The sequence below is a fragment of the Ferrovibrio sp. genome (assembly GCF_002796975.1).
Taxonomy (GTDB): domain Bacteria; phylum Pseudomonadota; class Alphaproteobacteria; order Ferrovibrionales; family Ferrovibrionaceae; genus Ferrovibrio.
This window is the reverse complement of record NZ_PEKV01000006.1, coordinates 36124-61774: the sequence shown is the minus strand read 5'-3', so window position 1 is coordinate 61774 and position 25651 is coordinate 36124. Positions and strand designations below refer to the sequence as shown.

Here is a 25651-nt window from a genome sequence, read left to right as displayed (position 1 = left end):
GGCCTGATCAGCATGTTCGGCCAGGATGTCTCCACCGCCAGCCGCGCCGCCCTGCCGATGCTGCGCCGGCGCATCGGCGTGGTGTATCAGGATTTCCGCCTGCTCGATCACTTAAGCGCGCTCGACAACGTGGCGCTGCCTTTGCGCATTGCCGGCGCCGACGAGAAACGCACGCGCGAGCATGTCGTCGAACTGCTGACCTGGGTCGGACTCGGCGACCGGCTGGAGGCGCGACCGGCGACGCTGTCGGGCGGCGAGAAGCAGCGCGTGGCGATCGCGCGCGCTGTTATTGCAAGGCCCAGTCTGCTGCTTGCCGATGAGCCGACCGGCAACGTCGATCCCGACATGGCGCAGCGGCTGATGTATCTGTTCGTCGAACTCAATAAACTCGGTACGGCAGTCGTGCTGGCGACGCATGACACGCATCTGCTCGACCAGTTCCGCTTCCCGGTGATGAAGCTGCGCGCCGGCACGCTGACGATTGATCGGAACGCATTGTGAGCAAGGCGCGGAAGAAAACTCCGGTCTCCGACCTGCAGCTGGAATCCGACAAGTCGGTGCGCTTCCTGCCTTGGGCGCTGGCGGTGATGGTGTTCCTCGCCGCACTTGCCCTGAGCGGTGCGCTGGCGCTGGACGGCACCATCGAAGGCTGGCGCCGCGGCGTGTCGGCGAAGCTCACCGTGCAGATTGCCGACCGGCCGGGCCAGCCGATGCCGCCGCGCCTGCAGGCCGCCGCGGATTTACTGAAGACCGTGCCCGGTATCGCCGAGGTGCAGATCGTCGAACGCTCTGCCGTCGAAGCGCTGCTGCAGCCCTGGCTCGGCAGCGCTGCGCTGCAGGCCGACCTGCCGCTGCCCGGCATGATCGATGTGACGCTGCAGGACAATGCCGCGCTGTCAGTCGAAGCGCTGAATGCGCGGCTGCAGGCGGCTGTGCCCGGCGCACGCGCGGACGATCCCAAGCCATGGCTGGACCGCCTCGTTCAACTCGGCCGCCTGCTGCAGAGCCTGGGCGGCAGCATCGTATTGCTGGTCGGCATGGCGGCAGCGGCGATGGTGATCTTCGCCACGCGCGCGGGTCTCGCGGCGCGGCGCGACACGATCGAGCTGCTGCATCTGATCGGCGCGGAAGATGGCTATATCGCCCAGCAGTTCCAGCGCCATGTGGCGGCACAGGCACTGCGCGGCGGCATCCTCGGCGCCGGGCTGGCGGCGGCTTTGCTGATCGGCATCCAGCTGCTGGCCGGCGGCATCGGCACCGGACTGCTGCCGGGCCTGCAACTGTTGTGGTGGCACTGGCTGCTGCTGCCGGTGCTGCCGCTGGCCGCGGCTGCGCTGGCGATCCTGACCGCGCGCTGGACGGTACTCGGCGAATTGCGCGCAATGTTGTAAGACGTAAAACATGTTGATTCTACTCGATCGCGACGGCGTCCTGAACAAAGTCTATCCCGACGATTACGTGAAATCGCCGGACGAACTGATCATGCTGTCCGGTGTGGGCAAAGCCGTGGCGCAGCTGAATGCACGCGGCTGGCAGGTCGCCGTCTGCACCAACCAGGCCTGCGTCGGCCGCGGCATCATCGACGAAGCGATGCTCAACCGCATTCACGAGAAGCTGTTCGGCGAACTGGCGCGCGACGGGGCAAAGATCGATGCGCTGTTCTTTGCGCCCGATCCGCCCTGGGCACCGACCGAACGGCGCAAGCCCGGTACCGGCATGCTGCGCGAGGCGATGCAGCGCTTTCGCCGCAGCTCGCAGGAGACGGTGTTTATCGGCGACAGCCTGATCGACCTGCAGGCTGCCAGCACCGCCGGTTGCCGTAAGATCCTGGTGCGCAGCGGTAACGGAGCACAGGTACAGGCGAATGGTATTCCGCCCGACCTGCTGCCGGTAACGGTGGCAGAAGATTTGTCCGATGCCGTCAACCGGCTGTTAAATCAAGTAACTGAGCCTACGGAGTCGTGATGGCCCGCAGAGATCGCGACGAAGAGTCGACCTCCTTTCCCACCCGGATCGGCCGCTGGCTGATGCTGCTGGCCGCGCTCGGCCTGCTCTGGCTCGGCGGCGGCATCGCCTATGTCGAGCGCGTGGAATCGATCACCGTGCCGAGCACGGAGAAGACGGATGCCATCGTGGTGCTGACCGGCGGCGGCGCACGGCTTGCCACGGCACTGCGCCTACTCAATGAAAACAAGGCCGAGCGCCTGCTGGTCTCGGGCGTGGCGCAGACCGCGACCAAAGCCTCGCTGCTGCAGGCCGTGCTGCCGGCGATGCCGGATGCGGTGCAGGCCAGCAGCAACTGGCAGGGCATCGATCTGCAGTTGCTGTTCGACTGCTGCGTCGATCTCGGCTTCGAGGCCGACGACACCGCCGGCAATGCCGCCGAAACGGCAAGCTGGGCCGCGGCGCGCGGCTACAAGACCATCCGGCTGGTGACGGCAAATTACCATATGCCGCGCGCGCTGGTGGAATTCGGCCGCTACCTGCCGGGCTTTACCGTGCTGCCGCATCCGGTGCGCTCGGATGCGATGCGCGTGGAAGACTGGTGGCAGCGCCGTACCGCGACTGCCTTCCTGCTCGGGGAATACACCAAATACCTGGCCGCGCTGCTGCGTGCCCATCTCGGCACCCAGTTGACCGCCACGCTGGAACAGAAGGCCGTCACATCTGCGCCGCAGAGCGTGCCCGTGCAGCCGGCTGCGCCGCCAGTCGAAGAAAAACCCGCCGACGAGAAGCCGCAGTAATGCTGCTGCTGCGCTCCGTTCTCTTCCAGATTATCTTCTTCGCGTGGAGCACGCCGCTGGCGCTCTATGGCCTGATCCCGATGGCCCTGGGCGATCGCCAGCAGCTGTTCAGCATCGGCGCCGTCTGGTCGGACGGCATCAACTGGCTGCTGCGCGTGATCTGCAACATCCATGTGCGGATCGAGGGCACCGAGCATATCCCGCCGGGCCCGGCCATGGTGGCGGCCAAGCACCAGTCGCTGTGGGATACCGCCATCGTGCTGCGGCTGTTTCGTGGCCCGGCCATCGTGATGAAACAAGAGCTGCTGAGCATTCCGGTCTATGGCGCGCTCTGCCGGGCGCAGGGGATGATCGCGGTCGACCGCGCCGGCGGCGCCAAGGCGCTGAAGCAGATGCTGAAGGACGCGCGCGCGGCGGCCGAAGCCGGCCGCAAGATCCTGATCTTCCCGCAGGGCACGCGTACGCTGCCCGGCGAAAGCGCGCCGTATCAGCCCGGTGTGGTGGCGCTGTATCGCGACCTCAAGCTGCCGGTCGTGCCGGTGGCGCTCAATTCCGGTTTCTTCTGGCCCAAGCGGGGCGTCTTGCGCCGGCCCGGCACCATCGTGCTGCGCTTCCTGCCCGTCATTCCGGCCGGGCTGGATCGGGAAACCTTCATGGCCGAACTCGAGACCCGCATCGAAAGCGCCAATGCGGCGCTGGAGGCGGAAACGCGGGCCGCACTGTCTTGAGCACCGGCACCCCCACCTACGCCTTTGCTATCCAGTATGGCCTGGGCGAATTGCAGTTCGAGATGCAGCTGGCCGAAGCGCTGATGTTCTCCAACATGGCCAACCGCATGATGGCCAATGCAGGCCTGCCATTTGCCGAGTTCCGCCTGCAGATGTGGGACATGCTGGCCAACAGCATCGAGGCCGGCGACCATCTGAAAGGCGGCGCGGAGGCCAATGCCATGGCGATGGGCGCGGCTTGGCTGGCGCTGACCTGCGCGATGCACAAGGATCACCCGGAGCGCGACTGCTTCGTGCTGAAGCTGGGCGCCAAGCCCGGCGAGATCGGCGTCGAGATCGCGGCGGAAAACCCTTACGCCGAGCCGCATGACGAACGCGGGCAGGTCTTTGCCGTGGCGAATATCACGCGCGAGATGTTTGCCGAGGACACGCAAATGTTTCGCGAGTGGGCGGCGGAGATCCAGGACGAGATCAGGAAGACCGGACAGTAAGTCGCGTCTAAACTTTCGTCGTCACCCCGGCCAAGCGCAGCGCGAGCCGGGGTCCAGTTTCTTCTCTCCATACATCGCCTGGATTCCCGCTTTCGCGGGAATGACGATGAAGCGCATACTTAGAAGGGCAGTTTTCCGACCTGTGCATAACCCGGGATAACTTTGCCGCAGCCCTTTGCGGATCGCGGGGATAACTCCGATTATCCAAGTCTTACAATATATTGTTGGCCACACCCCAGTTGATCAATCTGTAGAAACAGATTGAGAACATTCTGCTGGACTCTGGGCCTTCGGGCGATAGAGTCAGCCTGTTGCGGCGCTCTCAAACGAGGCGCCGCTTGTCGTCTTTGAGGTTCAGGAATGTCTCCCATCGCGCCGATTTCCCAGCAGATCTGGGACATGAAATACCGCCTGAAGGGGCCGGACGGCGCGCCGGTGGACCAGACGATTCCGGACACCTGGCAGCGTATCGCCAAGGCGCTCGCCGTGGCGGAGACAGACCCGGCCGCGCATGAAGCCGGCTTCTTCGAGGCGCTGAAGGATTTCCGCTTCCTGCCCGCCGGCCGCATCGTGGCCGGTGCCGGCACCGCGCGCAAAGTCACGCTGTTCAACTGCTTCGTCATGGGCACTGTGCCCGACGACATGGCCGGCATCTTCGAACACCTGAAGGAAGCCGCGCTGACGATGCAGCAGGGCGGCGGCATCGGTTATGACTTTTCCACGCTGCGCCCGCGCGGCGCGCCGGTGAAGGGCGTTGGCGCCGACGCCTCCGGGCCGCTCAGCTTCATGGATGTGTGGGACGCGATGTGCCGCACCATCATGTCGGCCGGCAGCCGGCGCGGCGCCATGATGGCGACGCTCCGTTGCGACCATCCCGATATCGAGGCCTTCATCGAGGCTAAGCGCGAGGCCAATCGGCTCCGCATGTTCAATCTCTCGGTGCTGGTGACCGATGCCTTCATGCAGGCCGTGAAGCAGAACCAGGCCTGGGAGCTGAAATTCAACGGTACGGCCTATCGCACCGTGCAGGCCCGCGACCTGTGGGACAAGATCATGCGGGCAACCTATGCCTTTGCCGAGCCCGGCGTGATCTTCATCGACCGCATCAACACCCGGAACAACCTGCACTACTGCGAGACGATCAGCGCCACGAACCCTTGCGGCGAGCAGCCGCTGCCGCCTTACGGCGCCTGCCTGCTCGGCTCGATCAATCTGGCGAAGCTGGTGCAGAAGCCGTTCGAGGCGGATGCCGCACTGGATCTGGAAGAGCTTGACCGCCTGACCCGCGCCGCCGTGCGGATGATGGACAACACCATCGAGGTTTCCAATTTCCCGCTTGAGCAACAGGCGACCGAGGCGCGCAACAAGCGCCGCATCGGGCTCGGGATCACCGGCCTGGCCGATGCGCTGATCATGGTCGGTGCGCGCTACGGCTCGGCCGCCTCCATCGTGCTGATCGAGACCTGGATGAAGCGGCTGCAGCGTGCCGCCTATCTCGCCTCGGTGGATCTCGCGAAGGAAAAAGGCGCGTTTCCGCTGTTCGACCGCGACGCCTATCTGGCTGGCGAGAGCATCCGCGAACTGGATGCCGATGTGCGCGACGCAATTGCCCGGCACGGTATCCGCAATGCGCTGCTGACCTCGATTGCGCCGACCGGCACGATCTCGCTGCTGGCCGATAACATCTCCTCGGGGCTCGAACCGGTCTTCAGCTTCACCTACATGCGTTCCGTGCTGATGCCCGATGGCACGCGCCGGCAGGAGGAAGTCAGCGATTATGCCTATCGGTTGTACAAGCAGCTGAAGGGCGAGAATATCCCGCTGACCGAGGCTTTCGTGGACGCGCAGGGTCTTTCGCCGGCCGACCATGTGCGCGTGCAGGCCGCCGTGCAGAAATACATCGACAGCTCGATCTCCAAGACCATCAACGTGCCGGAAGAAATCGATTTCGAGAGCTTCAAGGACGTCTATGCGATGGCCTATGAGCAGGGCTGCAAGGGCTGCACGACCTATCGCCCGAACGACATCACCGGCTCGGTGCTGACGGTGAAGAAGGATGAGAAGAAGGCCGAACCTGCCGCGCAGCAGCAGGCCGAGCTGCCGCTGGTTGCCGTGGCCAAGCCGGTACAGGTGATGAAGCCGCGCGATCCGCTGGCCGCTGGCGGCGTGATCTACATGACCAAGCCGCTCGACCGTCCGGAAGCCCTGCCCGGCCGCACCTACAAGATCACCTGGCCGGATTCCGAACATGCGATGTACATCACGCTGAACGACATTCTGCAGGATGGCCGTCTGCGGCCCTTCGAGGTCTTCGTCAATTCGAAGAACACCGAACACTATGCCTGGACCGTGGCGCTTACCCGCATGATCTCGGCGGTGTTCCGTCGCGGCGGCGATGTCAGCTTCGTGGTGGATGAGCTGAAGGCGGTGTTCGATCCGCGCGGCGGCCACTGGATGGGCGGCAAATATGTGCCCTCGCTGCTGGCGGCGATCGGTGGCGTGATCGAGCAGCATCTGATCAATATCGGCTTCATGGCCGATCCGAACGACACGCGCGAGGAAAAAGCCGTGCTGGCGCTGGCCGCCAATGCGGAAACGCCGAAGCCGCTGTCCGGCCTGCGCCAGTGCCCGAAATGCGGCCAGCCTGGCCTGATCAAGTCCGAGGGTTGCGATACCTGCACCTCCTGCGGCTATAGTAAGTGCGGATAAGGGAACCCTGACGTTTACGTCAGCGGCATTCCCCAGGGGAAACGCCGCGTCGATGAACAACAATATCAAAGCCGTACTCTGGGATTTCGGCGGGGTGATCAGCACCTCGCCCTTCGATGCCTTCCGCCGCTACGAGGAAGAACGCGGTCTGCCGCGCGATTTCCTGCGCCGCGTCAACAGCACCAATCCGCACAGCAATGCCTGGGCCTGTTTCGAGCGTGGCGAAATCGACGCTGCCGTGTTCGGCGAGCGTTTCTGCGCCGAGGCACGCGCACTGGGCCAGGACGTGCATGGCCGCGACATCCTGGCGCTGATCTCGGGCGAGATTCGCCCGCGCATGGTGGCGGCCCTGAAAACCGTGAAAACGCGCTATCGCATCGCCTGCCTGACCAACAACATGCCGCATGGCCATGGTCCGTCGATGACCGGCTCACCCGAACGCGCCAAGGCTGTCGCCGAAGTGATCGGCCTGTTCGAGGTGGTGGTGGAGTCGAGCAAAGTCGGTGTGCGCAAGCCCGAACCGGCATTTTACGAGCGCGCCTGCAGCCTGCTCGGTATCCAGCCCACGGAAGCCGTCTTCCTCGACGACCTCGGCATCAATCTCAAGCCGGCCGCCGCCATGGGCATGACCACGATCAAGGTGACCGACCCGGATGCGGCGCTGGCCGAGCTGGGCCGTATACTCGGTATGGAGCTGTAAAAATGAAGCCTGCTGACGCGTTACTCGCCGGCGATTTCGCCACGCTGTCGGATCTCGTGCGCGCCTATGCCGCCGAGCGCCCGGATCATCCGGCCGTGATCGATGCGGAAGCCTCGCTGACCTGGGGCCAGCTTGATGCCCGCGCCGACCGTGTCGCCGCCGCCCTGCAGCGCGATGGGGCGGTCAAATCCGTCAGTATCGTCAGCTATTCGCGCAACGACTATGTCACCGTCTATCTCGGTGCCCTGCGTGCGGGGCTGGCGGTCGCGCCGCTGGCGCCGTCGAGCCTGCCGGAACAGATCGTTGCCATGGCGCAGGACGCCGGTGCACAGCACCTGTTCCTCGACGGCGATAACGAACAGGCGTTTCGTGGCGTGCTGTCAGACCTGCCGCCGCACCGCGTCCGGCTCGATACGCCGCAATTCGAGCAGTGGCTGGCGCCCGAAGGCACAAAGCCTGCGCCGGCGCCCGTCACACCGGACATGCCGTTCAACATTATCTATTCCTCGGGCACCACGGGTACGCCGAAGGGCATCGTGCAGTCGCATGGCATGCGCTGGCTGCACATGCAGCGCGCCAATCTCTACGGCTACGACCGCGCCGCCGTCACGCTGCTCTCCACGCCGCTCTATTCCAACACCACGCTGGTCAGCCTGTTCCCCACCATGGCCGGCGGCGGCACCGCCGTGCTGATGGCGAAATTCGACGTGGCGAAATATCTCGAACTGGCGCAGAAGCATCGTGTGACGCACACGATGCTGGTGCCGGTGCAGTATTCGCGCATCATGGCGCATCCCGATTTCGGCACATACGACCTGAGCGCCTTCCGCGCCAAATTCTGCACCAGCGCACCGTTCAGCGGCGCACTGAAGGCCGACATCCTGAAACGCTGGCCCGGCAAGCTGATCGAGTATTACGGTATGACCGAGGGCGGCGGCACCTGCATTCTGGTGGCCGACGAATTCCCCGACAAGCTGCACACCGTGGGCCGGCCCGCCGAGGGACATGACATCCGCCTGATCACCGAGGACGGCCAGCCGGTGGCGCCTGGCGAGATCGGCGAGATCGTCGGCCATTCCGGCGCGACCATGACGCATTACCACAAGCAGCCGGGCAAGACGGCGGAAGCCGAATGGTATGACGACACCGGCAGGCGTTTCATCCGTACCGGCGATATGGGGCGTTTCGATGAAGACGGCTTCATGCAGCTGATGGACCGCCGCAAGGACATGATCATTTCCGGCGGCTTCAACATCTATCCCAGCGACCTGGAGGCCGTGCTGCGCGGTCATGATGCCGTGGCCGATGTCGCCGTGGTCGGTGTCGCCAGCGAGCAGTGGGGCGAGACACCGGTGGCTTTCGTGGTGGCGAAGCCGGGGCTGAAGATCACCGCACCGGAGCTGCTGCTCTGGGCCAACGCGAAGCTGGGCAAGATGCAGCGCATCTCGGCCATCGAGTTCCGCGATCAGCTGCCGCACAGTGCGATTGGGAAAGTGCTGAAGCGCGAATTGCGCGATGAATATGCGAAGGCAGCGAATACCTAAAGCAAATGTGCCATGGCCGGGCTTGTCCCGGCCATCCACGTCTTTACCCATCCAGCAGGGAAGGCGTGGATGCCCGGCACAAGGCCGGGCATGACAATTTCTTTTTTTAAGTATGCCCCAACACCGGATGCGGCTGGTAAGGCTCTTCCAGCTGCCTGACTTCGTCCGCGGTGAGCTGCACATCGAGCGCACCGAGCGCATCGTCGAACTGGTACATCTTGCTGGCGCCGATGATCGGCGCCGTCACCACCGGTTTTGACAGGATCCAGGCCAGCGCCATCTGCGCCGGCTTGATGCCGCGTTTCTCCGCCAGCGCGGCCACGCGTTCGGCGATAGTGAAATCGCCGGGCTGGTAATACATGCGCTGGGCGATATCGTCAGTCTTGGCGCGCTCGGTTTCGCCCCAGCCCTGCTTGACCCGGCCACCGGCGAGGAAGCCGCGCGCCAGCGGCGACCACGGGATCACGCCGATGCCCATCGCGGCGCAGAGCGGCAGCATCTCGCGTTCTTCCTCGCGATAGACCAGGTTGTAGTGATTCTGCATGGTAACGAATTTCGCCCAGCCGTTCTGCTGCTGGCGATGCAGCGCATCGGCAAACTGCCAGGCGAACATCGACGAGGCGCCGATATAGCGCGCCTTGCCGGCCTTCACCACGTCATGCAGTGCTTCCAGCGTCTCTTCGATGGGCGTGTCGCGATCGTAGCGATGAATCTGGTAGAGATCGACATAATCCATGCCCAGCCGGCACAGGCTGTCGTCGATGCCCTGTAGGATATGCTTGCGCGACAGGCCGCGCTGGTTCGCATGCGGCCCCATCGGATTGTAGACCTTGGTGGCGACCACGATCTCGTCGCGTTTCGCATATTTCTTCAGCATGCGCCCGGTGATCTCTTCGCTGACGCCGATGGAATAAACATCTGCCGTGTCGAAGAAATTGATCCCGGCCTCGACGGCGCGGCGGAAGAAGGGCTCGCTCTCCGCTTCAGGCAGAACCCAGCTGCGCCATTTCGGATCGCCGTAGGTCATGCAGCCGAGACAGAGTTTTGAGACCTTCACACCGGTCTGGCCGAGACGGACCATCTGCATGGCGCATTCCTTCCTCAGATATCAGGGCAGCGTTTCTTCACTTGCTTGAGCAGTTTGTGCAGCGGGCCGTCGGCGATGCCGAGCGCATCGAGATGCTGCACCGTATTGGCGAGATAGACCGCATTCGGGCCGCGCTGGCCGCAGCAGGTCGAGATCGTGTCCACCACCTGCCGCTCGCTTAAGTAACCCGCATACTGCTTGTGATGCGGGTCGGCCACAAAGGCCAGCGCCGGGATGCGCTCGCCGCCGTCGATTTCGGCGCGGTGGAAACCGGGCCGATAGACACCGGTCACCATCTCGCGGCGATAAAGATAGTCGATCACGGCCGCCTCGTCGCCGCGCCGCACGCGGAACGCCCGCCCGGTGCAGGAGCCGCCCGACATCAGGCCAAGCACCAGGCCGGGCTGTTCCGGTGTGCCGCGATAGCGATGCGACCAGACGCAGAAGCCGCGATGGAAACCCCAGAGCCGCGCATTGACCTGCCGGGTGAACGGAAAGCCCGGATCCCACATCAGCGAGCCATAGCCGAAGACCCAGAGCGGCTGGCCGCGCGCGACCTGGATCTGCGGGAATGGCGGCGCTTCCTCACCGGGCAGCGGCTCTTCGTGATCGAAGGGAATATGCCGCCGCCCGGACGATGCTTTCTCGGGGGTCATTTCTTCGGGCCGATATTGACCAGCGCGACACCGGCCATGGTGGCCGCCATACCGGCGAGTGCCAGCGGACTGAGCTGCTCGCCGAATAACGGCCAGGCCACCAGCGCCGTACAGGGCGGCACCAGGAAGAACAGGCTGGAGACTTTCGCCGCCGCGCCGCGCCGGATCAGGATGAACAGCAGCGTGATGGCACCGAGCGACAGCACGATGCAGAGCCAGCCGAGCGCGAAGATGAACTCGCCAGTCCACTGCACCTGCCGCGTCTCGAACAGCAGCGCCAGCGGCGCCAGCGCCACGGTGGTGGCGGCGAACTGGATCGCAGTGCCCGACCGCAGGTCGATGGCCGGACAGTAGCGCTTCTGATACAGCGTACCCACGGTGATGCCGACCAGCGCGATCACCGAGAGCGCATAACCCCAGAGCGTGCCGACACCGAGATCGAGCTTGGTCCAGACCACCAGCACCACGCCGCCGAGCCCCAGGGTCAGGCCGAGCCATTGCCGCGCGGTGACACGCTCGCCCAGAACAGGACCGGCAGCGGCCGCGACGAGAAGCGGCTGGATGCCGACGATCAGGGCCGAGATGCCGGCTGGCACGCCGTGAAAGATCGAGGCGAATACGCCGCCGAGATAGACGGCCTGCAGCAGCAGACCCGCCACTGCAATGTGGCCCGCCTCGGCCCAGCTTTTCGGCCAGGGCGCGCGCGTCAGTCCGGCAAAGACGCAGAGCAGCACGGTGACCGCAGCGAAACGCAGCACCAGAAAGGTCATCGGCTCGGCATAGGGCAGGCCGAATTTGGCGCCGATGAATCCGGTGGACCACAGCAGCACGAACACGCCTGGCATTGCGGCGATGGCCCAGCTGCTGAGCAATGGTGCCGGGCGCGAAACGGAATCGATCATGGCGTGTGAGACAGGATGCCGTGGGAGGTGGTTTTCCGGTCACTATTGACCGGATGACCAGCTATGGCAAGGCAGCCCGTCTGACAAGACGCTCCCTGACAAGCACGCCCCCTGACAAGCGACAACGGGGCTGCTATAGGATGGCCATGCGCTATCTGGTTCTGATCGGCCTGATCATTGGCGGCCTGCTCGGCTACTACATCCTGTGGTCGCATCTTGCAGACCTGGTCGCGGCACAGGCTGAAACCTGGATCGAAGGCCAGCGCCGCCAGGGCCGCGAGGTCTCCTACGAAAGCCGCCGCATCTGGGGCTTCCCGTATCGCCTGTCGCTGACGCTGAACAAGGCGAAGTGGAGCGATCCGCGTCTGCCGCTGGCACCGCGACTGGAAGCTGACGAAATCACCGCCCATCTGCAGCTGTGGCAGCGCGAGCATGTCATCTTCGACCTGCCCGGCAGGCAGAGCGTGACCTGGCGCAGCGAAGGCGGCGCAGAGCGCAAGGCCAGCCTGGCGGCCGATCGGTTCCGCGCCAGCCTGGTGGTGGATGGCGCCGGCAACTGGCTGCGTATCGCCACCGACCTGACCAAACCGCACCTGCAGGGCCCAGCCGACAGTGCGATGCGCGGCGAATGGATTGCCGACAAACTGCTGCTGCATGCTCGCCGGGCCGGCAATGTTCCACCCGACCTGGACCTCGCGCTGCAGGTCGATCAGGGCCTCCTGCCGCCGCAGGCGGAGAAGCCGTTCGGCCGCGCGGTGCAGGGCCTGCGCCTGACCGGCAATCTGCGCAGCGGCTTTTACGGCACAACGTTGGAAGACCGGCTGGCCAGCTGGCGCGACGCTGGCGGCGTGATCGATATGAGCACCATTGCGCTGACCTGGGGCGACCTTGTCATCAACGGAACCGGCTCGCTGGCCATCGACCGCGACTTCCGCCCGCTCGGTGCCATGAGCGGCTCCGCAGCCGGTGCGCTGCGTGTGATCGATGCCTTGCAGGCCAGCGGACTGATCGATCCGTCGAACGCCGAGGCGGCAAAGCGGTCGCTGCTTGAGCAGGAAGAACGCCCCAACAGCAAAGGCCTTCCGCTGCGCGATATCGCTCTCACCGCGCAGGACGGCCGGCTGTCGCTCGGGGCAGTGCCGCTGCTCAGTCTGCCTTCGGTTTTGCCGGGTCGGTAATCTCTGCGCCCTGATCAGGGCTCTGGCGGCCGAAATCAGGCGCGGCGGTTTCCTGGCCGGCATCGATGATGGCGCGGCGGATCGCACGCGTGCGCGTGAACAGGTTGAACAGCTCGTCGCCCTCGCCCCAACGGATCGAACGCTGCAGCGCGATCAGGTCTTCGGTGAAGCGGCCGAGCATTTCCAGCACGGCTTCGCGGTTGTTGAGGAAGACATCGCGCCACATGGTGGGGTCCGAGGCGGCGATGCGGGTAAAGTCGCGGAAACCGCCGGCGGAATATTTGATCACTTCCGATTCTGTCACGGCTTCCAGATCGTCCGCCGTGCCGACGATGTTGTAGGCGATCAGATGCGGCACATGGCTGGTGATCGCCAGCACGAGATCATGGTGCCGCGGCTCCATCATCTCCACCTTGCTGCCGAAGGCGGCCCAGAAGCTTTTCATCTTCTCGACGGCAGCAGCATCCGTGCCGGATTCCGGCGTCAGGATGCACCAGCGATTGCGGAACAAAGCCGCAAAACCGGCTCTGGGCCCCGAATGCTCGGTGCCGGCCACCGGATGCCCCGGCACCAGATGCACACCGGTGGGCAGATGCGGCGCGACATCGCGGATCACGGCCTGTTTGCACGAGCCGACATCCGAAACAACGGCGCCTTTCTTCAGCGCCGCCGAGATATGGCTGGCAACTGCGGCATTGGCGCCGAGCGGCACACAGAGCATCACCAGATCGGCATCCTGCACAGCCTCGGCCGCATCGCCATGCACGGAATCGCCCAGGCCCAGCTCCTGCGCCTGGGCACGATGCGCATCCGAGGCATCGGCAACCGCGATATGCTTGGCCAGACTGTGCTCACGCACCGCGCGCGCGATCGATGAGCCGATCAGGCCGATGCCGATGATGGCAATCCGGTTGAAGATCGGCTGCGTCATCGGCGTGTCAGCCCTTGATGAATTTGGTCAGCGTGGCGATCACCATGTCGTCTTCCTCGACCGTGCCGATGGACAGACGCAGGCAATCCGGCAGGCCGTAGCCGGCCATGCCGCGCAGGATCAGGCCGGCCTGGCGCAAGGCCACATCGGCGCCCTTGACCTGTTCGGCACCGCCGGGGAAGCGCATGAGCAGGAAATTCGCCACGCTGGGCACGACCTCGATGCCGAGGCCTTTCAGTGCCGCGCCGACACGCGCCAGCTCTGCATCGTTATGGTCGCGGCTTTTCTGCAGCCAGGCGGTATCTTCCAGCGCCGCTGCGCCGGCGGCCTGGGCCGCGGCATTGACGTTGAACGGCCCGCGCACGCGGTTGAGCACCGCCACGATATTGGCCGGCGCATAGGCCCAGCCCAGACGCAGGGCGGCAAGCCCGTAAATCTTGGAGAAGGTGCGCAGCACCATGGTGTCGTCGCGCGCGGCCACCATTTCCATGCCGTTGGAATAGTCGTTGCGCGAGACGTATTCGGCATAGGCCGCGTCGATCACCAGCAGCACGTCGGCCGGCAGGCCGTCGCGCAGGCGCTGGAGTTCGCTGCCCGAAATATACGTGCCGGTCGGATTGTTCGGGTTGGTGAGGAAGACCACGCGCGTCTTTGGCGTGACGGCGGCGAGCAGCGCGTCCACGTCGGAGGTGAAGTTCTTTTCCTTCGCCATCACCGGCGTCGCGCCGCGCGCCTGCGTGGCGATCGGATACATCATGAAGCCGTATTGCGAATAGACCACCTCGTCGCCGACGCCCACGTAAGAGGCGCAGATCAGCGAGATCATCTCGTCCGAGCCGTTCGAGCAGACGATATTCTCGGCCGGGATGCCATAATGCTTGGCCAGTGCATTGCGCAGGATGTCGACGGCGCCGTCGGGATAGCGATGCAGTTCGCCGGCCAGCTGGCGGAATGCCTCCATGCCCTTCGGGCTCGGACCCATCGGCGTCTCGTTCGACGACAGCTTATGCACCTTGGTCACACCCGGCACGGCAGCCTCGCCGCCCTTGTAGGGCGCGATATCGAGAATTCCGGGTTGCGGCTTCGGTGCAGTCACGACGGATACTCCTCCAGGACTCGCTTACTCTGTTTCGGCAGGCAGCGGCACGGCATAGGCGCCGATCACCACGGCATCGAGGATCTGGGCAGGATCGACGGCTGCCAGCGCGGCAATGCGTGCATCTTCGGCCGTGATGAAGCCGGGCAGTTCGAGCAGTACCCGGGCGCCATCCTCGCCGCGACGATACTGCGCCACCGGCTGCCCCGCCAGCCCGACCTGGGCCAGCAGGCTGGAAAGCCGCGCCAGGCTGGGCGAGGCCTCACTCATCTGCAGCACCAGCAGGGTAACGTCGTCGCCCGACTCCTCAGGTTGCGCGCTGGCAATGACATAAGCGCCCAGTTCGGCGAAGCGACCGCGTGGATTGGGCACGAATGGCAGGCGCGCCACGATCCGCGGTGTTTCCGCCGAGCGGCTGGCCAGCAGCGGCCACCAGCATTCCTTCTCGCCATCTTCGGGCAGCGCCATGATGCCAAGCGTGGCCGGCTCGGCCAGCGCACGCAACACGGCACTTGCCGTGGTGCAGAGCTGCATCGGCGTGGTCGAGCCATAGAAGTCGCGCGCCAGATCCCAGCGTGCCGCCGACTTATTGGGCGCATGCACCGCCACCTTGACCGGAGCCTGGTAGAGATAGAGCGCCGAGATCAATTCGCGCCAGATACGGGTCAGCGCCGCCGCCGGCAGCCCGCCGCGCGCCCGGCTGGCCAGCCGGCGCAGGATCTGCGCCTCGCGGCCGGTGCGCAAAAAACCGTCCGGCTGCCCGGCGACAGCAGCCGGCTCACGGCTTTTGGCCTCGGCGATGCGCTGCACGGTTTCGGCACGACGACGCAGCAGATCGAGAATCTGGTCATCCAGCACATCGATGTCGTGCCGCAGGTCGGCCAGGCTCGGAATATGGTCACTCATGGGGGCTGCTGATCTTTAAAAAATGCTGCATAGTCATAGGGTCAGCCGGTCCGGCCCGCAAGGCCGAGGCCTCCCCGGAAGCCACCCTCGGGGCTGCCTCACGGAACCGTCAGGATGACAACTCAGCCGTTGACAGGGGGGCCCGGGGTCCGTAATCACGGGGTCCCCGCGCCGGACAGGGCCCGGCGGGGTTCGGAAACCTTCTTCCCAAGCCCTGTAGGATATAACGGCTGCCTATGAGTGCCGCACTCCCCCCCTTGCACAGTCTCGATCCCATCGGCCCCGGCCACCGCGTCACGCTTGGCGAGACGCTGCCGCTGAAGCTGGATTGCGGGCTCGATCTCGGTCCCTACCAGATCGCCTACACCACCTACGGCAAGCTGAATGCCGACAGGTCGAATGCGGTGCTGGTCTGCCACGCGCTGACCGGCGACCAGCATGTCGCCAACGTCAATCCGATCACCGGCAAGCCCGGCTGGTGGACCACCATGATCGGCCCCGGCAAGGTGATCGACACCGACCGCTTCTTCGTGATCTGCAGCAACGTGCTGGGCGGCTGCCTCGGCTCGTCGGGTCCGAAAGAGATCAATCCCGCGACCGCCAAGCCCTATGGCCTGCAGTTCCCGGTCATCACCATCCGCGACATGGTGAATGCGCAGGCGATGCTGCTCGACCATCTCGGCATCCAGCAGCTGTTCTGCGCCATCGGCGGCTCGATGGGCGGCATGCAGGTGCTGCAATGGGCGGCGAGCTATCCCGAGCGCGTGTTCGCGGCGATCCCGATCGCCTGCGCCGCCAAGCATTCGGCGCAGAATATCGCCTTCCACGAAGTCGGCCGCCAGGCGATCTATGCCGATCCGCAATGGCACAAGGGCGACTATTTCGAGCAGAACACCATTCCGCGCGCCGGCCTCGCCGTCGCGCGCATGGCGGCCCATATCACCTACCTGTCGGAAGCCGCCCTGCATCGCAAGTTCGGCCGCAACCTGCAGAACCGCGAACGCATCACCTACGGCTTCGAGACCGAATTCCAGGTCGAGAGCTATCTGCTGCACCAGGGCTCCAGCTTCGTGGAGCGGTTCGACGCCAATTCCTATCTCTACATCACCCGCGCGATGGACTATTTCGATCTCGCCGGCCAGGCGGGCGGCGTACTGGCCAACGTGTTCCAGGGCACCAAGACCAAATTCTGTGTCGTGTCATTCACCTCCGACTGGCTGTTCCCGACCACCGAGAACAAGGAAATCGTGCGCGCGCTGAATGCCGCCGCGGCCAATGTCAGCTTCGTGGAGATCGAGACCGACAAGGGCCACGACGCCTTCCTGCTCGATGAGCCGGTGATGTTCGCCACCCTGCAGGGCTTCATCGACGGCTGCGCCGAACAGCGCGGCCTCGCGAAGGGAGCGCGGTCATGAACGAGACGCGCGCTCTGGTTCCGACCAGACACCAGGATATCCGCCGCGACCTGCTGCTGATCGCCGAGATGGTGACGCCGCAAAGCCGCCTGCTCGATGTCGGCTGCGGCGACGGATCGCTGCTGGAATATCTCGCCAGCGAAAAGCAGGTCGACGGCCGCGGCATCGAAATCCGCCAGAGTGGCGTGAACGCCTGCGTTGCGCGTGGCTTGAGCGTCATTCAGGGCGATGCCGACAGCGACCTGCCGGACTATCCCGATGCCGCCTTCGATTATGTGGTGCTGAGCCTGACGCTGCAGGCGACCCGCAACCCGCGCAAGGTGCTGCACGAGATGCTGCGCATCGGCCGGCGCGCCATCGTGTCTTTCCCCAATTTTGCCTACTGGCGCGTCCGCGCCCAGCTGCTGCTGGGCGGGCGGATGCCGATGACGGCGGCGCTCGACGATCCCTGGTACGAGACGCAGAATATCCATCTCTGCACGATCAAGGATTTCGACCAGCTCTGCGCCCGCGACGGCATCGCGGTGGAACAGCGCATTGCCGTGGACGGCCATGGCAAGCGGCTGGGCGGTGCGCCGGCCAACTGGTTCGGCGCACAAGCTGTATACTTATTGCATCGCCGATAGGCGATGCGGGCTGCATACCTGCGGCACCGCCGCTAGTCGGCTTTGCTTTTGTCGTTGCGATGCGCGCCGGTCGGCAAGGCCGGTGTCGCCGCCGGCTTGAGCAGGAAGTGGCGCCTGGTCTTCACGGCCTTGACCGGCATGCCGGCATAGACCTGCTTCTCGGCTTCGACCAGCAGCACGCCGGAAAAGCGTTTCCACAGGATCTCGCCGGCCCGCTCCCAGGCATTCACCGCCTTGATCACGAAGGCGCCGTCGGATGGCGGCAGCCACAGCGCCTGCTGCGAGGCAGTGGGCGAAAACATCGAATCGCGCATCAGTCTGGTGAGCTGCGGCGGCGTATAGGGATGGCCCTGGCCGAACGGCGTCGCCTCGATATGTGCCCAGAGTCCGCGCCGGTTCGGCACCACCGCCAGCAGCCGGCCCTGCGGCGTCAGCACACGCCAGACCTCGCGCAGCAGCAGACGGGTGTTTTCCGAATTCTCCAGCGCATGCAGCAGCAGCAGGCGATCGACGCTCGCATCCGGCAGCGGCAGGTCGTCCTCATCCACCAGCATGACGCGGCCGGGCAGGCCGCGCGGCCAGCGCACGACTCCCTGCGGCCCAGGCATGGCCGCCAGCACGCGGTCGGCCTCGCCCTCGAAGATGCGCAGGTAAGGCGTGGCATAGCCAAGGCCAAGCACCGTCATGCCCTTCACATCGGGCCAGAAATCGCGCAGGCGCTGGCGCAGCAGGCGGCGTACCGCCCGGCCGAGCGGATTGGCGTAGAATTCGCGCAGATCGATGATGTCCGGGCGCAGCATCGCGCTATATTAGCCCTTTCCGCGTTCCAGCATAGAGTGCGCCATGCCCCTCGAGATCGTCCAGATTCCCGTGCTGAATGACAATTACGTCTACCTTGCGCGCGAGCCGCAATCGGGTGCGGTCGGCGTGGTGGATCCCGCCGTGCACGAGCCGGTGCTGGCAGAACTGCAGCGCCGCAACTGGGTGCTGACGCATATCCTCAACACCCATCATCATCCCGATCATGTGGGCGGCAATATGGCGCTGAAACAGGCCACCGGCTGCAGGATCATCGGCCCCGAAGCCGACGCCGACCGCATCCCTGGACTGGACATGGCGGTGGCCGACAATGAGGGCATCAATCTGGGGAATGAGACCGCGCGGGTCTTCGATGTGCCGGGCCATACCAAAGGCCACATCGCCTACTGGTTCGCCGACTCAAAAGCCTTGTTCTGTGGCGACACGCTGTTCGCACTCGGCTGCGGACGGCTGTTCGAGGGCACGCCGGCGCAGATGTGGTCTTCCTTAAGCAAGCTGCGCCGCCTGCCCGACGACACGCGGGTTTACTGCGCGCATGAATATACGGAGTCGAATGCGCGCTTCGCCGTCACCGTCGAACCCGGCAACGAGACGCTGCACCAGCGCTATCACCGCATCAGGGAACTGCGTGCGGCAGGCAAACCGACCGTGCCGTCGACGCTGGGCGAGGAAAAGGCGACCAATCCCTTCCTGCGTCCGATGAGCGACAATATCCGCCTGCATCTGAACATGGCAGAGGCCGACGACGTCGCCGTCTTCGCCGAGGTGCGCAAACGGAAAGATACGTTCCGGGGTTAGTACAGATAACCCGAGGTCAGTTCGGCATAGGTGTTGTTGCGCAGATCGCCCAGCGCCTGCCAGAAGCGTTCGACCAGATCGCGGTTCGCGGCATAGAAGCCTTTCGAGACCGGCACGTAGAATTCCTCGACCACCAGCGCCGGCATCATCTTCTCGATCTGGGTATAGCCCTGTTCGGGCAGCAGGCGGTCGGCCATCGCGTCCAGCGTGACGGCCGCATCGACGCGATACATCGCCAGCATGCCGAACATCTGCGTGCCGGTGTCGCTGCGTACGATCTGTGCGCCAAGCGCCTTCAGGCGCCTGGCGATCAGCGGCGAGCCGCCGACCGCGACAGGATTCTGCAGCCCGGTGAGATGCGCGCCATCCCAGCTGACCGCCTCGCCCTTGCGCTTGTAGAGCGAATAGGCGAGCCGCGCGACATGGCGGTTGGGATCGGGCTGGCCCGCGAGCAGCGGGAAGACCAGTTCGGCAGCGCGTTCGGGCGAATGGCGCAGGCTGAGCACGCCATCCTGACGACCGGCGCGCACTTCCTCGATCAGGCGGGGCAGCGGCAGGCGGGTCAGCTGCAGGCGGGCGCCGACTTTGGCGGCGGCGCGCTGCGCCAGTTCCACCGTCATGCCCGGCCGCGCCGGAATGTCCGGCCCATCGCCGATGAGAAAGGGTTTGAGTTCCTGATCGATATAGGCGAGCCGCAGTTCGACCGCGCCGGCGGGCAGCGAGGCACCGACGCACAGCAGAATCGCAAGGAGACCGAGGCTTCTCATGGGCCGACACCCTACCCCCGCGCGTCGCTGCCACGCAGTTATCTTTCGGTTAGGCTGCGCTGCTAAACCCCTGAAACGCTTACCGCTGGCGAGAATTTTTATTCGTACAGGCTCAAAGAGGGCGGCGTGCTTTCAGCGCGGCACCGAGGGTGCCATCGTCCAGATAATCGAGTTCGCCGCCGACCGGCACGCCATGCGCCAGCCGGGTGATCTGCACATTCTGGCTGGCAAGCCGGTCGGTGATGTAATGCGCCGTGGTCTGACCTTCGACGGTGGCGTTGGTGGCGATGATCACTTCGCGCACCTTCCCCGATTGCATGCGCGCAATCAGGCCATCGACATTGAGGTCGTCCGGACCGATGCCGTCGAGCGCCGAGAGCGTGCCGCCCAGCACATGGTAGCGGCCGCGGAACACGCCGGCGCGTTCCAGCGCCCAGAGATCGGCGACGCTTTCCACCACGCAGAGCAGGGTCTCGTCGCGGCGCTGGTCCGTGCAGATGGCGCAGGGATCGCGGCTGTCGAGATTGCCGCAGGTTTTGCAGGCATGCACGTTGTCGCCGACCTCGTGCAGGGTGGCGGCCAGCGGCAGCAGCAATGTGTCTTTCTTCTTGAGCAGATGCAGCACGGCCCGTCGCGCAGACCGCGGACCAAGTCCGGGTAAACGTGCCAGCAACTGGATCAGCCGCTCGATCTCCGGTCCGGCCATCGGGAAAACTCAGAAGGGCAGCTTCATGCCCGGCGGCAGCGGCATGCCGGCGGTCAGCTTCTGCATCTGCTCGGCCATCTCGCGCTCCACACGCGCCTTGGCATCGGCATGGGCGGCCTTGATCAGGTCTTCCAGCACCTCGCGCTCGTCTTCCTTCATCAGCGCGGGATCGATCCTGATGCTTTTCAGCTCGCTCTTGCCGTTCAGCGTCACGTTCACCATGCCGCCGCCGGCTGCGCCCTGCACTTCGCGCGCCTCCAGCTCGGCCTGCATCTCCTGCATCTTGGCCTGCATCTGCTGCGCCTGCTTCAGCATGTTGCCGAGATTCTTCATGGCAGACTCCTCAAATACTCAGTCGAGTTCGTCGAGCGGATCGACATCGTCGGTGGCATAGCCTTCCGCCGCCTCATCAATGGCCGGATCGGCTTCCACCGGCGGCGGCGCGACTTCGCGCACCGTGTCGAGCATCGCGCCCGGAAACGCGATCAGCACCGCCTGCACCAGCGGATGCGCCTGGGCATGGGCACGACGCGCACTGTCTTCGGCCTGCTCCTGTTCGGCCAGGGTCGGCTCGCCCGGCAGCTTGCTCAAGGACACGACCCAGCGCTGGCCGGTCCAGGCTTTCAGCTTCTCGGTCAGACGGCCGGGCAGGTCATGCGGCGCGCCCGGGTTGAGGCGCAGTTCGATACGGCCGAGTTCGAAACTGACCAGATGCACGTCATTGACCAGCTCGCCGGCCAGCAGGCCTTCGCGCATATCCTTGGCCAGCGCGACCACGGCAGGGAAATTCTGCGGCATGGCGGCGAGCGCGACGGTCTCGCCGGGCTGCGGCGCAGGCGACATCATCGCACGCGGCTGGGCGGACACGGCCAGGCCGGCCGAAGCTCCACCGCCGCCGTTGCCGGTCGGACGCGGCCCCGGCGCGGACACGCCCGGACCGCCTTTCTCTTTCCATTCCTTCGCCAGATCGGCCGGGCTGGGCAGATCGGCGGCATAGGCAAAGCGCACCAGCACCATTTCGGCAGCCGCCAGCGGCACCGGCGCGCCGCGCACCTCCTGCAGGCCCTTGAGCAGCATCTGCCAGCTGCGCGCCAGCACCGGCATGCCCAGCTTGCCGGCGAGGTCGCGACCGCGTGTGCGCTGCGCCTCGGGCAAGGTGACATCGTCGGGCGTGCCGCCGATGACCTTCACCCGCGTCAGCCAGTGGGTGAGATCGAGCAGGTCCTGCAGCACCACGGCGGGATCGGCGCCAACGCGATACTGCGCCTGCAGGTTGTCCAAAGCTTCCGGGAGCCGGCCATGCAGCAGATCATCCAGCAGCGCAAAGACCTGGCCGCGATCGGCGAGGCCGAGCATGTCGCGCACCAGTTCGGCATTCACCTGGCCGGCGCCATGGGCAATCGCCTGGTCGAGCAGCGACAGGCCGTCGCGCACCGAACCTTCGGCGGCACGCGAGATCAAGGTCAGCGCCTCCTCGTCGATCTGCGCGGATTCGGTCTCGGCGATACGCTTGAAATGCGCATTGAGCACGGCGATCTCGACGCGCTTCAGATCGAAACGCTGGCAGCGCGACAGCACCGTGACCGGCACCTTGCGGATCTCGGTGGTGGCAAAGACGAACTTCACATGCGGCGGCGGCTCTTCCAGCGTCTTGAGCAGGCCGTTGAAGGCCGCGGTCGACAGCATGTGCACTTCGTCGATGATGTAGATCTTGTAGCGCGCCATCGACGGCGCATAGCGCACGGCCTCGATGATCTCGCGGATGTCGCCGATGCCGGTGCGCGAGGCGGCGTCCATCTCGAAAACATCGGGGTGCCGGTCTTCCGCGATGGCTTTGCAATTGTCGCAGACGCCGCAGGGCGAAATGGTCGGGCCGCCGCTGCCGTCCGCCCCGGTGCAGTTCAGCGCCCGGGCGATGATGCGGGCGGTGGTGGTCTTGCCCACGCCGCGCACGCCGGTGAGGATGAACGCCTGGGCGATACGCCCGGTGGCGATGGCGTTGGTCAGTGTCCGCACCAGGGCATCCTGGCCGATCATCTCGGCAAAGTTGCTCGGGCGGTATTTGCGGGCAAGAACGCGATAAGGCGCCGGCTGAGTCATATGCTTACCATGCCGTGCGCGGGCCCGGATTTAAAGTGCTGGGATTTAAAGAGGTGGGAGGCTGACAACGACCCGAACGGGAACTCGTTACGGCTGCTTCCTTCCGGACCTGACCGGGTTGGCGAGGCGCTCGTCCACCACCAACCTCCCGGGGCCTTATATCAAGCATCGGCCCCGGCATTTCAATGGGTAGGGCCAGCGATTCCGGGGCGATTCGCGAGCTGTCGCAGACCCATTATTTCGCAAGCCGGGGCGATGGACGGGGCGCAGCGGATATGCCAGCGTTTCGGCATGGTTAGCCCCGATACCCCGACTCCACCGACAGATCGCCGCAGCGAACCGCGCCGCGCGCGTCCGATCGGCTTCACCGGATCGCACCTCGACCGTGCCGGCAATCCGCGCCGCAAGCCCGAATGGCTGGCCAGCCAGCGTCAGCGCAGGGACGCCCGCTTCCTGCTGCTGCGCGAGTTGAAAGCGCTGATCGCCATCACGCAGAAGCCGGCGGCGATCCGCTGGCTCGACCTTGCCTGGGCCGATGCGCATGCGGCTTTGCCCTGCGTGTTTCTCGGCCTGGATGAAAACGACATTCCGCATTTCGTGCTCGACGGCGACGCTGCAGGCGGCGACGAGAGCGTGGCCGGCATGCACGGCGAGGCCGACAAGTTCATCGACGTGCGCTCGATTGCCGCGCTGCTGATCCCCGAGGAAGCCGCGATCCTGGCGCAGGCGCGCAGCGTGATCGACTGGCACCAGCGCCACCGGTTCTGCGCCCAGTGCGGCAGCCAGACCGAAATGGCGGAAGCCGGCTATACGCGGCGCTGCATCAATGCAAGCTGCAATGCGGCGCATTTCCCGCGTACCGATCCGGTGGTGATCATGCTGGCGGTGCATCGCGATGCCGCAACCGGCGAAGAGAAAGTACTGCTCGGCCGCCAGGGCCGCATGCCGCCCGGCATGTATTCGGCGCTGGCCGGTTTCATGGAACCGGGCGAAAGCATCGAAGAGGCGGTGCGCCGCGAGATCGAGGAAGAATCCGGCGTGATCACCGGCGCGGTGCGCTATCTGGTGTCGCAGCCCTGGCCGTTTCCGTCCTCGCTGATGATCGGCTGCATCGCCGAGGCGCTGGATGACCGGATCACGGTCGACCAGGACGAGCTGGAAGACGCGAAATGGTTCAGCCGTGCCCAGGCCGCCGAGATGCTGGAACGCGGCAAGCAGCGGCTGGCGCCGACCGATCCGCCGCCGGCCGACAACCCGCAGAACGAGCCCTGGATGCCGCCGCCGCTGAGCCTGGCGCACCAGATCGCCAAACGCTGGCTGGGGGGCGAGTAAGCGCTTTTCCGCGCTTGGGCTGGCCTGTTACGTCCTGTTTGAGCCCGTTCGGGAGCCAGTGACGGCCCATTCGGGGCCCGTTCCGTCCCGTTGCGGCCTGTTTCCGCCTGTTCCGTCCCGTTTCAACCCGTTTGCGCCAGCTTTTCAGTGACCGTTTGGCGGAAAACCGCAAAACCCACGATTTTGCACTCCGTAATTTTGACGATGTCCAACAGTAGTATCCCGCCAGTAACCATACTCGGCGAGAAGAGAACAATCATAGAACATTATGCCAGATGACGCAAGCTCGCTTGTGGGACCATCCTCACCCTGCTCTGCTGCCTACATGACCGGCACACCCCACCCCGCGCCCCGGCTTCTGGCTGAGATCGCCAGCTATCACGCCCATGTCTATTTCGACGGACCGGAGCAGCGTGGCCTCGCCGGATGGATCCGCGACCGCGTCGCCGAACGCTTCCCGGTGCAGCTCGGCCGCTGGCACGACAAACCGGTGGGCCCGCACCATCGCCCGATGTACCAGATCGCTTTCGATGTTGAGATATTCCCGCGTCTGGTGCCGTGGATGATGATCAACCGGCAGGGTTTAAGCGTGCTGGTGCATCCCAATACCGACAGTCCTTACGACGATCATCTGGTGCATGCACTGTGGCTGGGCGAGACGCTGGCGCTCAACGGAGACGTGCTGCCGCGCAAACTGAAAGCCGGCGAAGAGCTGATCGATCCGGTGGTGGTGAATACGGCGCCGACGAAAAACGCCTGACGCCCGGCTCAAGGCGTGGGCAGCGCATAGGGTTCGAGATGCGCGCGGATCCAGGCCGCGAAATCCTCCTCGCTGAGGCTGCCTTCGGCCAGGCGCAGCATGATGCTGACATGCTCGACATCGCCGGCGACGAAATCCCAGCCATTCAGGCGCAGAAACAGCTTCGCCGCGATGAAGGCCAAGCGCTTGTTGCCATCGACAAACGGATGGTTGCGCGCGATGCCGTATCCATAGGCGGCGGCCAGCTGGGCGGCATCCGGCGTGCCATAGGCAGCAAGATTCTGCGGACGGGCCAGCGCCGATTCCAGCAGCCCGGCATCGCGCAACGCTTCACCGCCACCATGCTCGGCGATCTGCATGTCATGCACGGCGACAATCACGCCGGCGTCGATCCAGATCCAGTTCATGAGTCAGCGAGGATTTACTTGGCGAGCTCGCGCAGCACGTCGCGGTGTTCTTTCATGATCTTCCGCGCGGCTTCCATCTGGCGTTCGAATTCGGGGTTATAGGGCGTGAGCCGGAAGCCATCGGCCGTTTCGGTCAGGTAAAGCGTATCGCCCTTCTCCACCTTCAACTGCGCAAGCGCATCCTTGGGCAGAACCACGCCGGTGGAGTTTCCGATCTGGGTCAGTTTGAGCGCGAACATTCGGTCATCC

28 protein-coding genes and 1 other RNA gene are annotated in these 25651 nt (G+C 65.0%); 15 read left to right on the top strand and 14 right to left on the bottom strand.

Annotated features, from left to right (window positions below):
* The 9 genes from CTR53_RS09375 to CTR53_RS09335 form a co-directional block, all read left to right on the top strand.
* Positions 1-501: cell division ATP-binding protein FtsE (locus tag CTR53_RS09375; protein WP_290811913.1), on the top strand; the 501-nt coding region annotated here is incomplete at its 5' end.
* A complete protein-coding gene (locus tag CTR53_RS09370) occupies positions 498-1391 on the top strand; it encodes an FtsX-like permease family protein (RefSeq protein ID WP_290811910.1) in 894 nt (297 codons plus the stop codon). The genes CTR53_RS09375 and CTR53_RS09370, both read left to right, overlap by 4 nt.
* Before the next feature lie 10 nt (positions 1392-1401).
* A complete protein-coding gene (locus CTR53_RS09365; RefSeq protein WP_290811903.1) occupies positions 1402-1965 on the top strand; it encodes an HAD-IIIA family hydrolase in 564 nt (187 codons plus the stop codon).
* Positions 1965-2744 carry a YdcF family protein gene (locus CTR53_RS09360; RefSeq protein ID WP_290811901.1) on the top strand — a complete coding sequence of 260 codons (780 nt, stop codon included), beginning with the start codon at positions 1965-1967 and terminating at the stop codon, positions 2742-2744. The genes CTR53_RS09365 and CTR53_RS09360 overlap by 1 nt, the downstream gene beginning before the upstream one ends.
* The gene (locus tag CTR53_RS09355) at positions 2744-3472 is read left to right on the top strand and encodes a 1-acyl-sn-glycerol-3-phosphate acyltransferase (RefSeq protein ID WP_290811898.1); all 729 of its coding nucleotides are present in this window, start codon (positions 2744-2746) and stop codon (positions 3470-3472) included. Before CTR53_RS09360 ends, CTR53_RS09355 begins: the two co-directional genes overlap by 1 nt.
* Positions 3469-3963 (top strand): hypothetical protein, encoded by a 495-nt coding sequence (locus tag CTR53_RS09350; protein ID WP_290811895.1) that lies wholly within the window; start codon positions 3469-3471, stop codon positions 3961-3963. The genes CTR53_RS09355 and CTR53_RS09350 overlap by 4 nt, the downstream gene beginning before the upstream one ends.
* Before the next feature lie 360 nt (positions 3964-4323).
* Entirely contained in the window at positions 4324-6672 is a 2349-nt protein-coding gene (locus CTR53_RS09345) for an adenosylcobalamin-dependent ribonucleoside-diphosphate reductase (RefSeq protein WP_290811892.1), read from the top strand.
* 52 nt (positions 6673-6724) lie between these two features.
* Positions 6725-7372: an HAD-IA family hydrolase gene (locus CTR53_RS09340; protein WP_290811889.1), complete on the top strand. Its 648-nt coding sequence runs from the start codon at positions 6725-6727 to the stop codon at positions 7370-7372.
* 2 nt (positions 7373-7374) lie between these two features.
* Entirely contained in the window at positions 7375-8916 is a 1542-nt protein-coding gene (locus CTR53_RS09335; RefSeq protein ID WP_290811886.1) for a class I adenylate-forming enzyme family protein, read from the top strand.
* Between the two features lie 106 nt (positions 8917-9022).
* Here the strand turns inward: CTR53_RS09335 and CTR53_RS09330 are convergent, their stop codons facing one another.
* Genes CTR53_RS09330 through CTR53_RS09320 form a run of 3 tightly spaced genes read right to left on the bottom strand, consistent with a single transcriptional unit; the run spans position 9023 to position 11561 of the window.
* Positions 9023-10003: an aldo/keto reductase gene (locus tag CTR53_RS09330; RefSeq protein WP_290811883.1), complete on the bottom strand. Its 981-nt coding sequence runs from the start codon at positions 10001-10003 to the stop codon at positions 9023-9025.
* 14 nt (positions 10004-10017) lie between these two features.
* Entirely contained in the window at positions 10018-10659 is a 642-nt protein-coding gene (locus tag CTR53_RS09325; protein WP_290811880.1) for a gamma-glutamylcyclotransferase, read from the bottom strand.
* Positions 10656-11561, bottom strand: coding sequence for a DMT family transporter (locus tag CTR53_RS09320; RefSeq protein WP_290811877.1), 906 nt, complete (start codon positions 11559-11561; stop codon positions 10656-10658). The genes CTR53_RS09325 and CTR53_RS09320 overlap by 4 nt, the downstream gene beginning before the upstream one ends.
* A 146-nt stretch (positions 11562-11707) precedes the next feature.
* Between CTR53_RS09320 and CTR53_RS09315 the strand changes: the two genes are divergently transcribed.
* Positions 11708-12739 carry a DUF2125 domain-containing protein gene (locus tag CTR53_RS09315; protein ID WP_290811874.1) on the top strand — a complete coding sequence of 344 codons (1032 nt, stop codon included), beginning with the start codon at positions 11708-11710 and terminating at the stop codon, positions 12737-12739.
* On the opposite strand, the gene CTR53_RS09310 is transcribed toward CTR53_RS09315, so the two are convergent.
* Genes CTR53_RS09310 through CTR53_RS09300 form a run of 3 tightly spaced genes read right to left on the bottom strand, consistent with a single transcriptional unit; the run spans position 12708 to position 15672 of the window.
* Positions 12708-13670: a prephenate/arogenate dehydrogenase family protein gene (locus CTR53_RS09310; protein WP_290811871.1), complete on the bottom strand. Its 963-nt coding sequence runs from the start codon at positions 13668-13670 to the stop codon at positions 12708-12710. The two genes, CTR53_RS09315 and CTR53_RS09310, sit on opposite strands and share 32 nt — an antisense overlap.
* Positions 13671-13677: 7 nt before the next feature.
* A complete protein-coding gene (hisC, locus tag CTR53_RS09305; RefSeq protein WP_290811868.1) occupies positions 13678-14766 on the bottom strand; it encodes a histidinol-phosphate transaminase in 1089 nt (362 codons plus the stop codon).
* A 24-nt stretch (positions 14767-14790) separates the two neighbouring features.
* Entirely contained in the window at positions 14791-15672 is an 882-nt protein-coding gene (locus CTR53_RS09300) for a chorismate mutase (protein WP_290811866.1), read from the bottom strand.
* Between the two features lie 236 nt (positions 15673-15908).
* Here CTR53_RS09300 and CTR53_RS09295 point away from each other — a divergent pair, with 236 nt between their 5' ends.
* Entirely contained in the window at positions 15909-17087 is a 1179-nt protein-coding gene (locus CTR53_RS09295; RefSeq protein ID WP_290811862.1) for a homoserine O-acetyltransferase, read from the top strand.
* Positions 17084-17713, top strand: coding sequence for a methionine biosynthesis protein MetW (gene metW, locus CTR53_RS09290; RefSeq protein WP_290811859.1), 630 nt, complete (start codon positions 17084-17086; stop codon positions 17711-17713). Before CTR53_RS09295 ends, metW begins: the two co-directional genes overlap by 4 nt.
* A gap of 32 nt (positions 17714-17745) precedes the next feature.
* On the opposite strand, the gene CTR53_RS09285 is transcribed toward metW, so the two are convergent.
* The gene (locus tag CTR53_RS09285; protein ID WP_290811856.1) at positions 17746-18513 is read right to left on the bottom strand and encodes a methyltransferase domain-containing protein; all 768 of its coding nucleotides are present in this window, start codon (positions 18511-18513) and stop codon (positions 17746-17748) included.
* Positions 18514-18556: 43 nt separating this feature from the next.
* Between CTR53_RS09285 and gloB the strand changes: the two genes are divergently transcribed.
* Positions 18557-19330 carry a hydroxyacylglutathione hydrolase gene (gene gloB / locus CTR53_RS09280; RefSeq protein ID WP_290811853.1) on the top strand — a complete coding sequence of 258 codons (774 nt, stop codon included), beginning with the start codon at positions 18557-18559 and terminating at the stop codon, positions 19328-19330.
* Here the strand turns inward: gloB and CTR53_RS09275 are convergent.
* The 5 genes from CTR53_RS09275 to ffs all read right to left on the bottom strand — a co-directional run bounded on the left by CTR53_RS09275 (position 19327) and on the right by ffs (position 23052).
* On the bottom strand, positions 19327-20097 hold the full coding sequence (locus tag CTR53_RS09275; protein ID WP_290811850.1) for an ABC transporter substrate-binding protein: 771 nt from the start codon (positions 20095-20097) through the stop codon (positions 19327-19329). The genes gloB and CTR53_RS09275 overlap by 4 nt on opposite strands.
* A gap of 112 nt (positions 20098-20209) precedes the next feature.
* Positions 20210-20803, bottom strand: coding sequence for a recombination mediator RecR (gene recR / locus CTR53_RS09270; RefSeq protein WP_290811846.1), 594 nt, complete (start codon positions 20801-20803; stop codon positions 20210-20212).
* Between the two features lie 9 nt (positions 20804-20812).
* Positions 20813-21136 carry a YbaB/EbfC family nucleoid-associated protein gene (locus CTR53_RS09265; protein ID WP_290811843.1) on the bottom strand — a complete coding sequence of 108 codons (324 nt, stop codon included), beginning with the start codon at positions 21134-21136 and terminating at the stop codon, positions 20813-20815.
* A gap of 18 nt (positions 21137-21154) precedes the next feature.
* Positions 21155-22903, bottom strand: coding sequence for a DNA polymerase III subunit gamma/tau (locus CTR53_RS09260; RefSeq protein WP_290811841.1), 1749 nt, complete (start codon positions 22901-22903; stop codon positions 21155-21157).
* Positions 22904-22956: 53 nt separating this feature from the next.
* Positions 22957-23052: signal recognition particle sRNA small type (gene ffs / locus CTR53_RS09255), an RNA gene on the bottom strand.
* A gap of 142 nt (positions 23053-23194) precedes the next feature.
* On the opposite strand from ffs, the gene nudC reads away from it, so the two are divergent.
* Together nudC and CTR53_RS09245 are read left to right on the top strand one after the other, a co-directional pair.
* Complete coding sequence (gene nudC / locus CTR53_RS09250; protein WP_290811837.1) at positions 23195-24235, top strand: NAD(+) diphosphatase; 1041 nt, start codon at positions 23195-23197, stop codon at positions 24233-24235.
* A gap of 325 nt (positions 24236-24560) precedes the next feature.
* Entirely contained in the window at positions 24561-24995 is a 435-nt protein-coding gene (locus CTR53_RS09245; RefSeq protein ID WP_290811834.1) for a DOPA 4,5-dioxygenase family protein, read from the top strand.
* 8 nt (positions 24996-25003) lie between these two features.
* Here the strand turns inward: CTR53_RS09245 and CTR53_RS09240 are convergent, their stop codons facing one another.
* Both CTR53_RS09240 and CTR53_RS09235 read right to left on the bottom strand, forming a co-directional pair.
* Positions 25004-25402, bottom strand: coding sequence for a type II toxin-antitoxin system death-on-curing family toxin (locus tag CTR53_RS09240; protein WP_290811832.1), 399 nt, complete (start codon positions 25400-25402; stop codon positions 25004-25006).
* 14 nt (positions 25403-25416) lie between these two features.
* Positions 25417-25641, bottom strand: coding sequence for an AbrB/MazE/SpoVT family DNA-binding domain-containing protein (locus CTR53_RS09235; protein WP_290811828.1), 225 nt, complete (start codon positions 25639-25641; stop codon positions 25417-25419).
* Positions 25642-25651 lie beyond the last annotated feature (10 nt).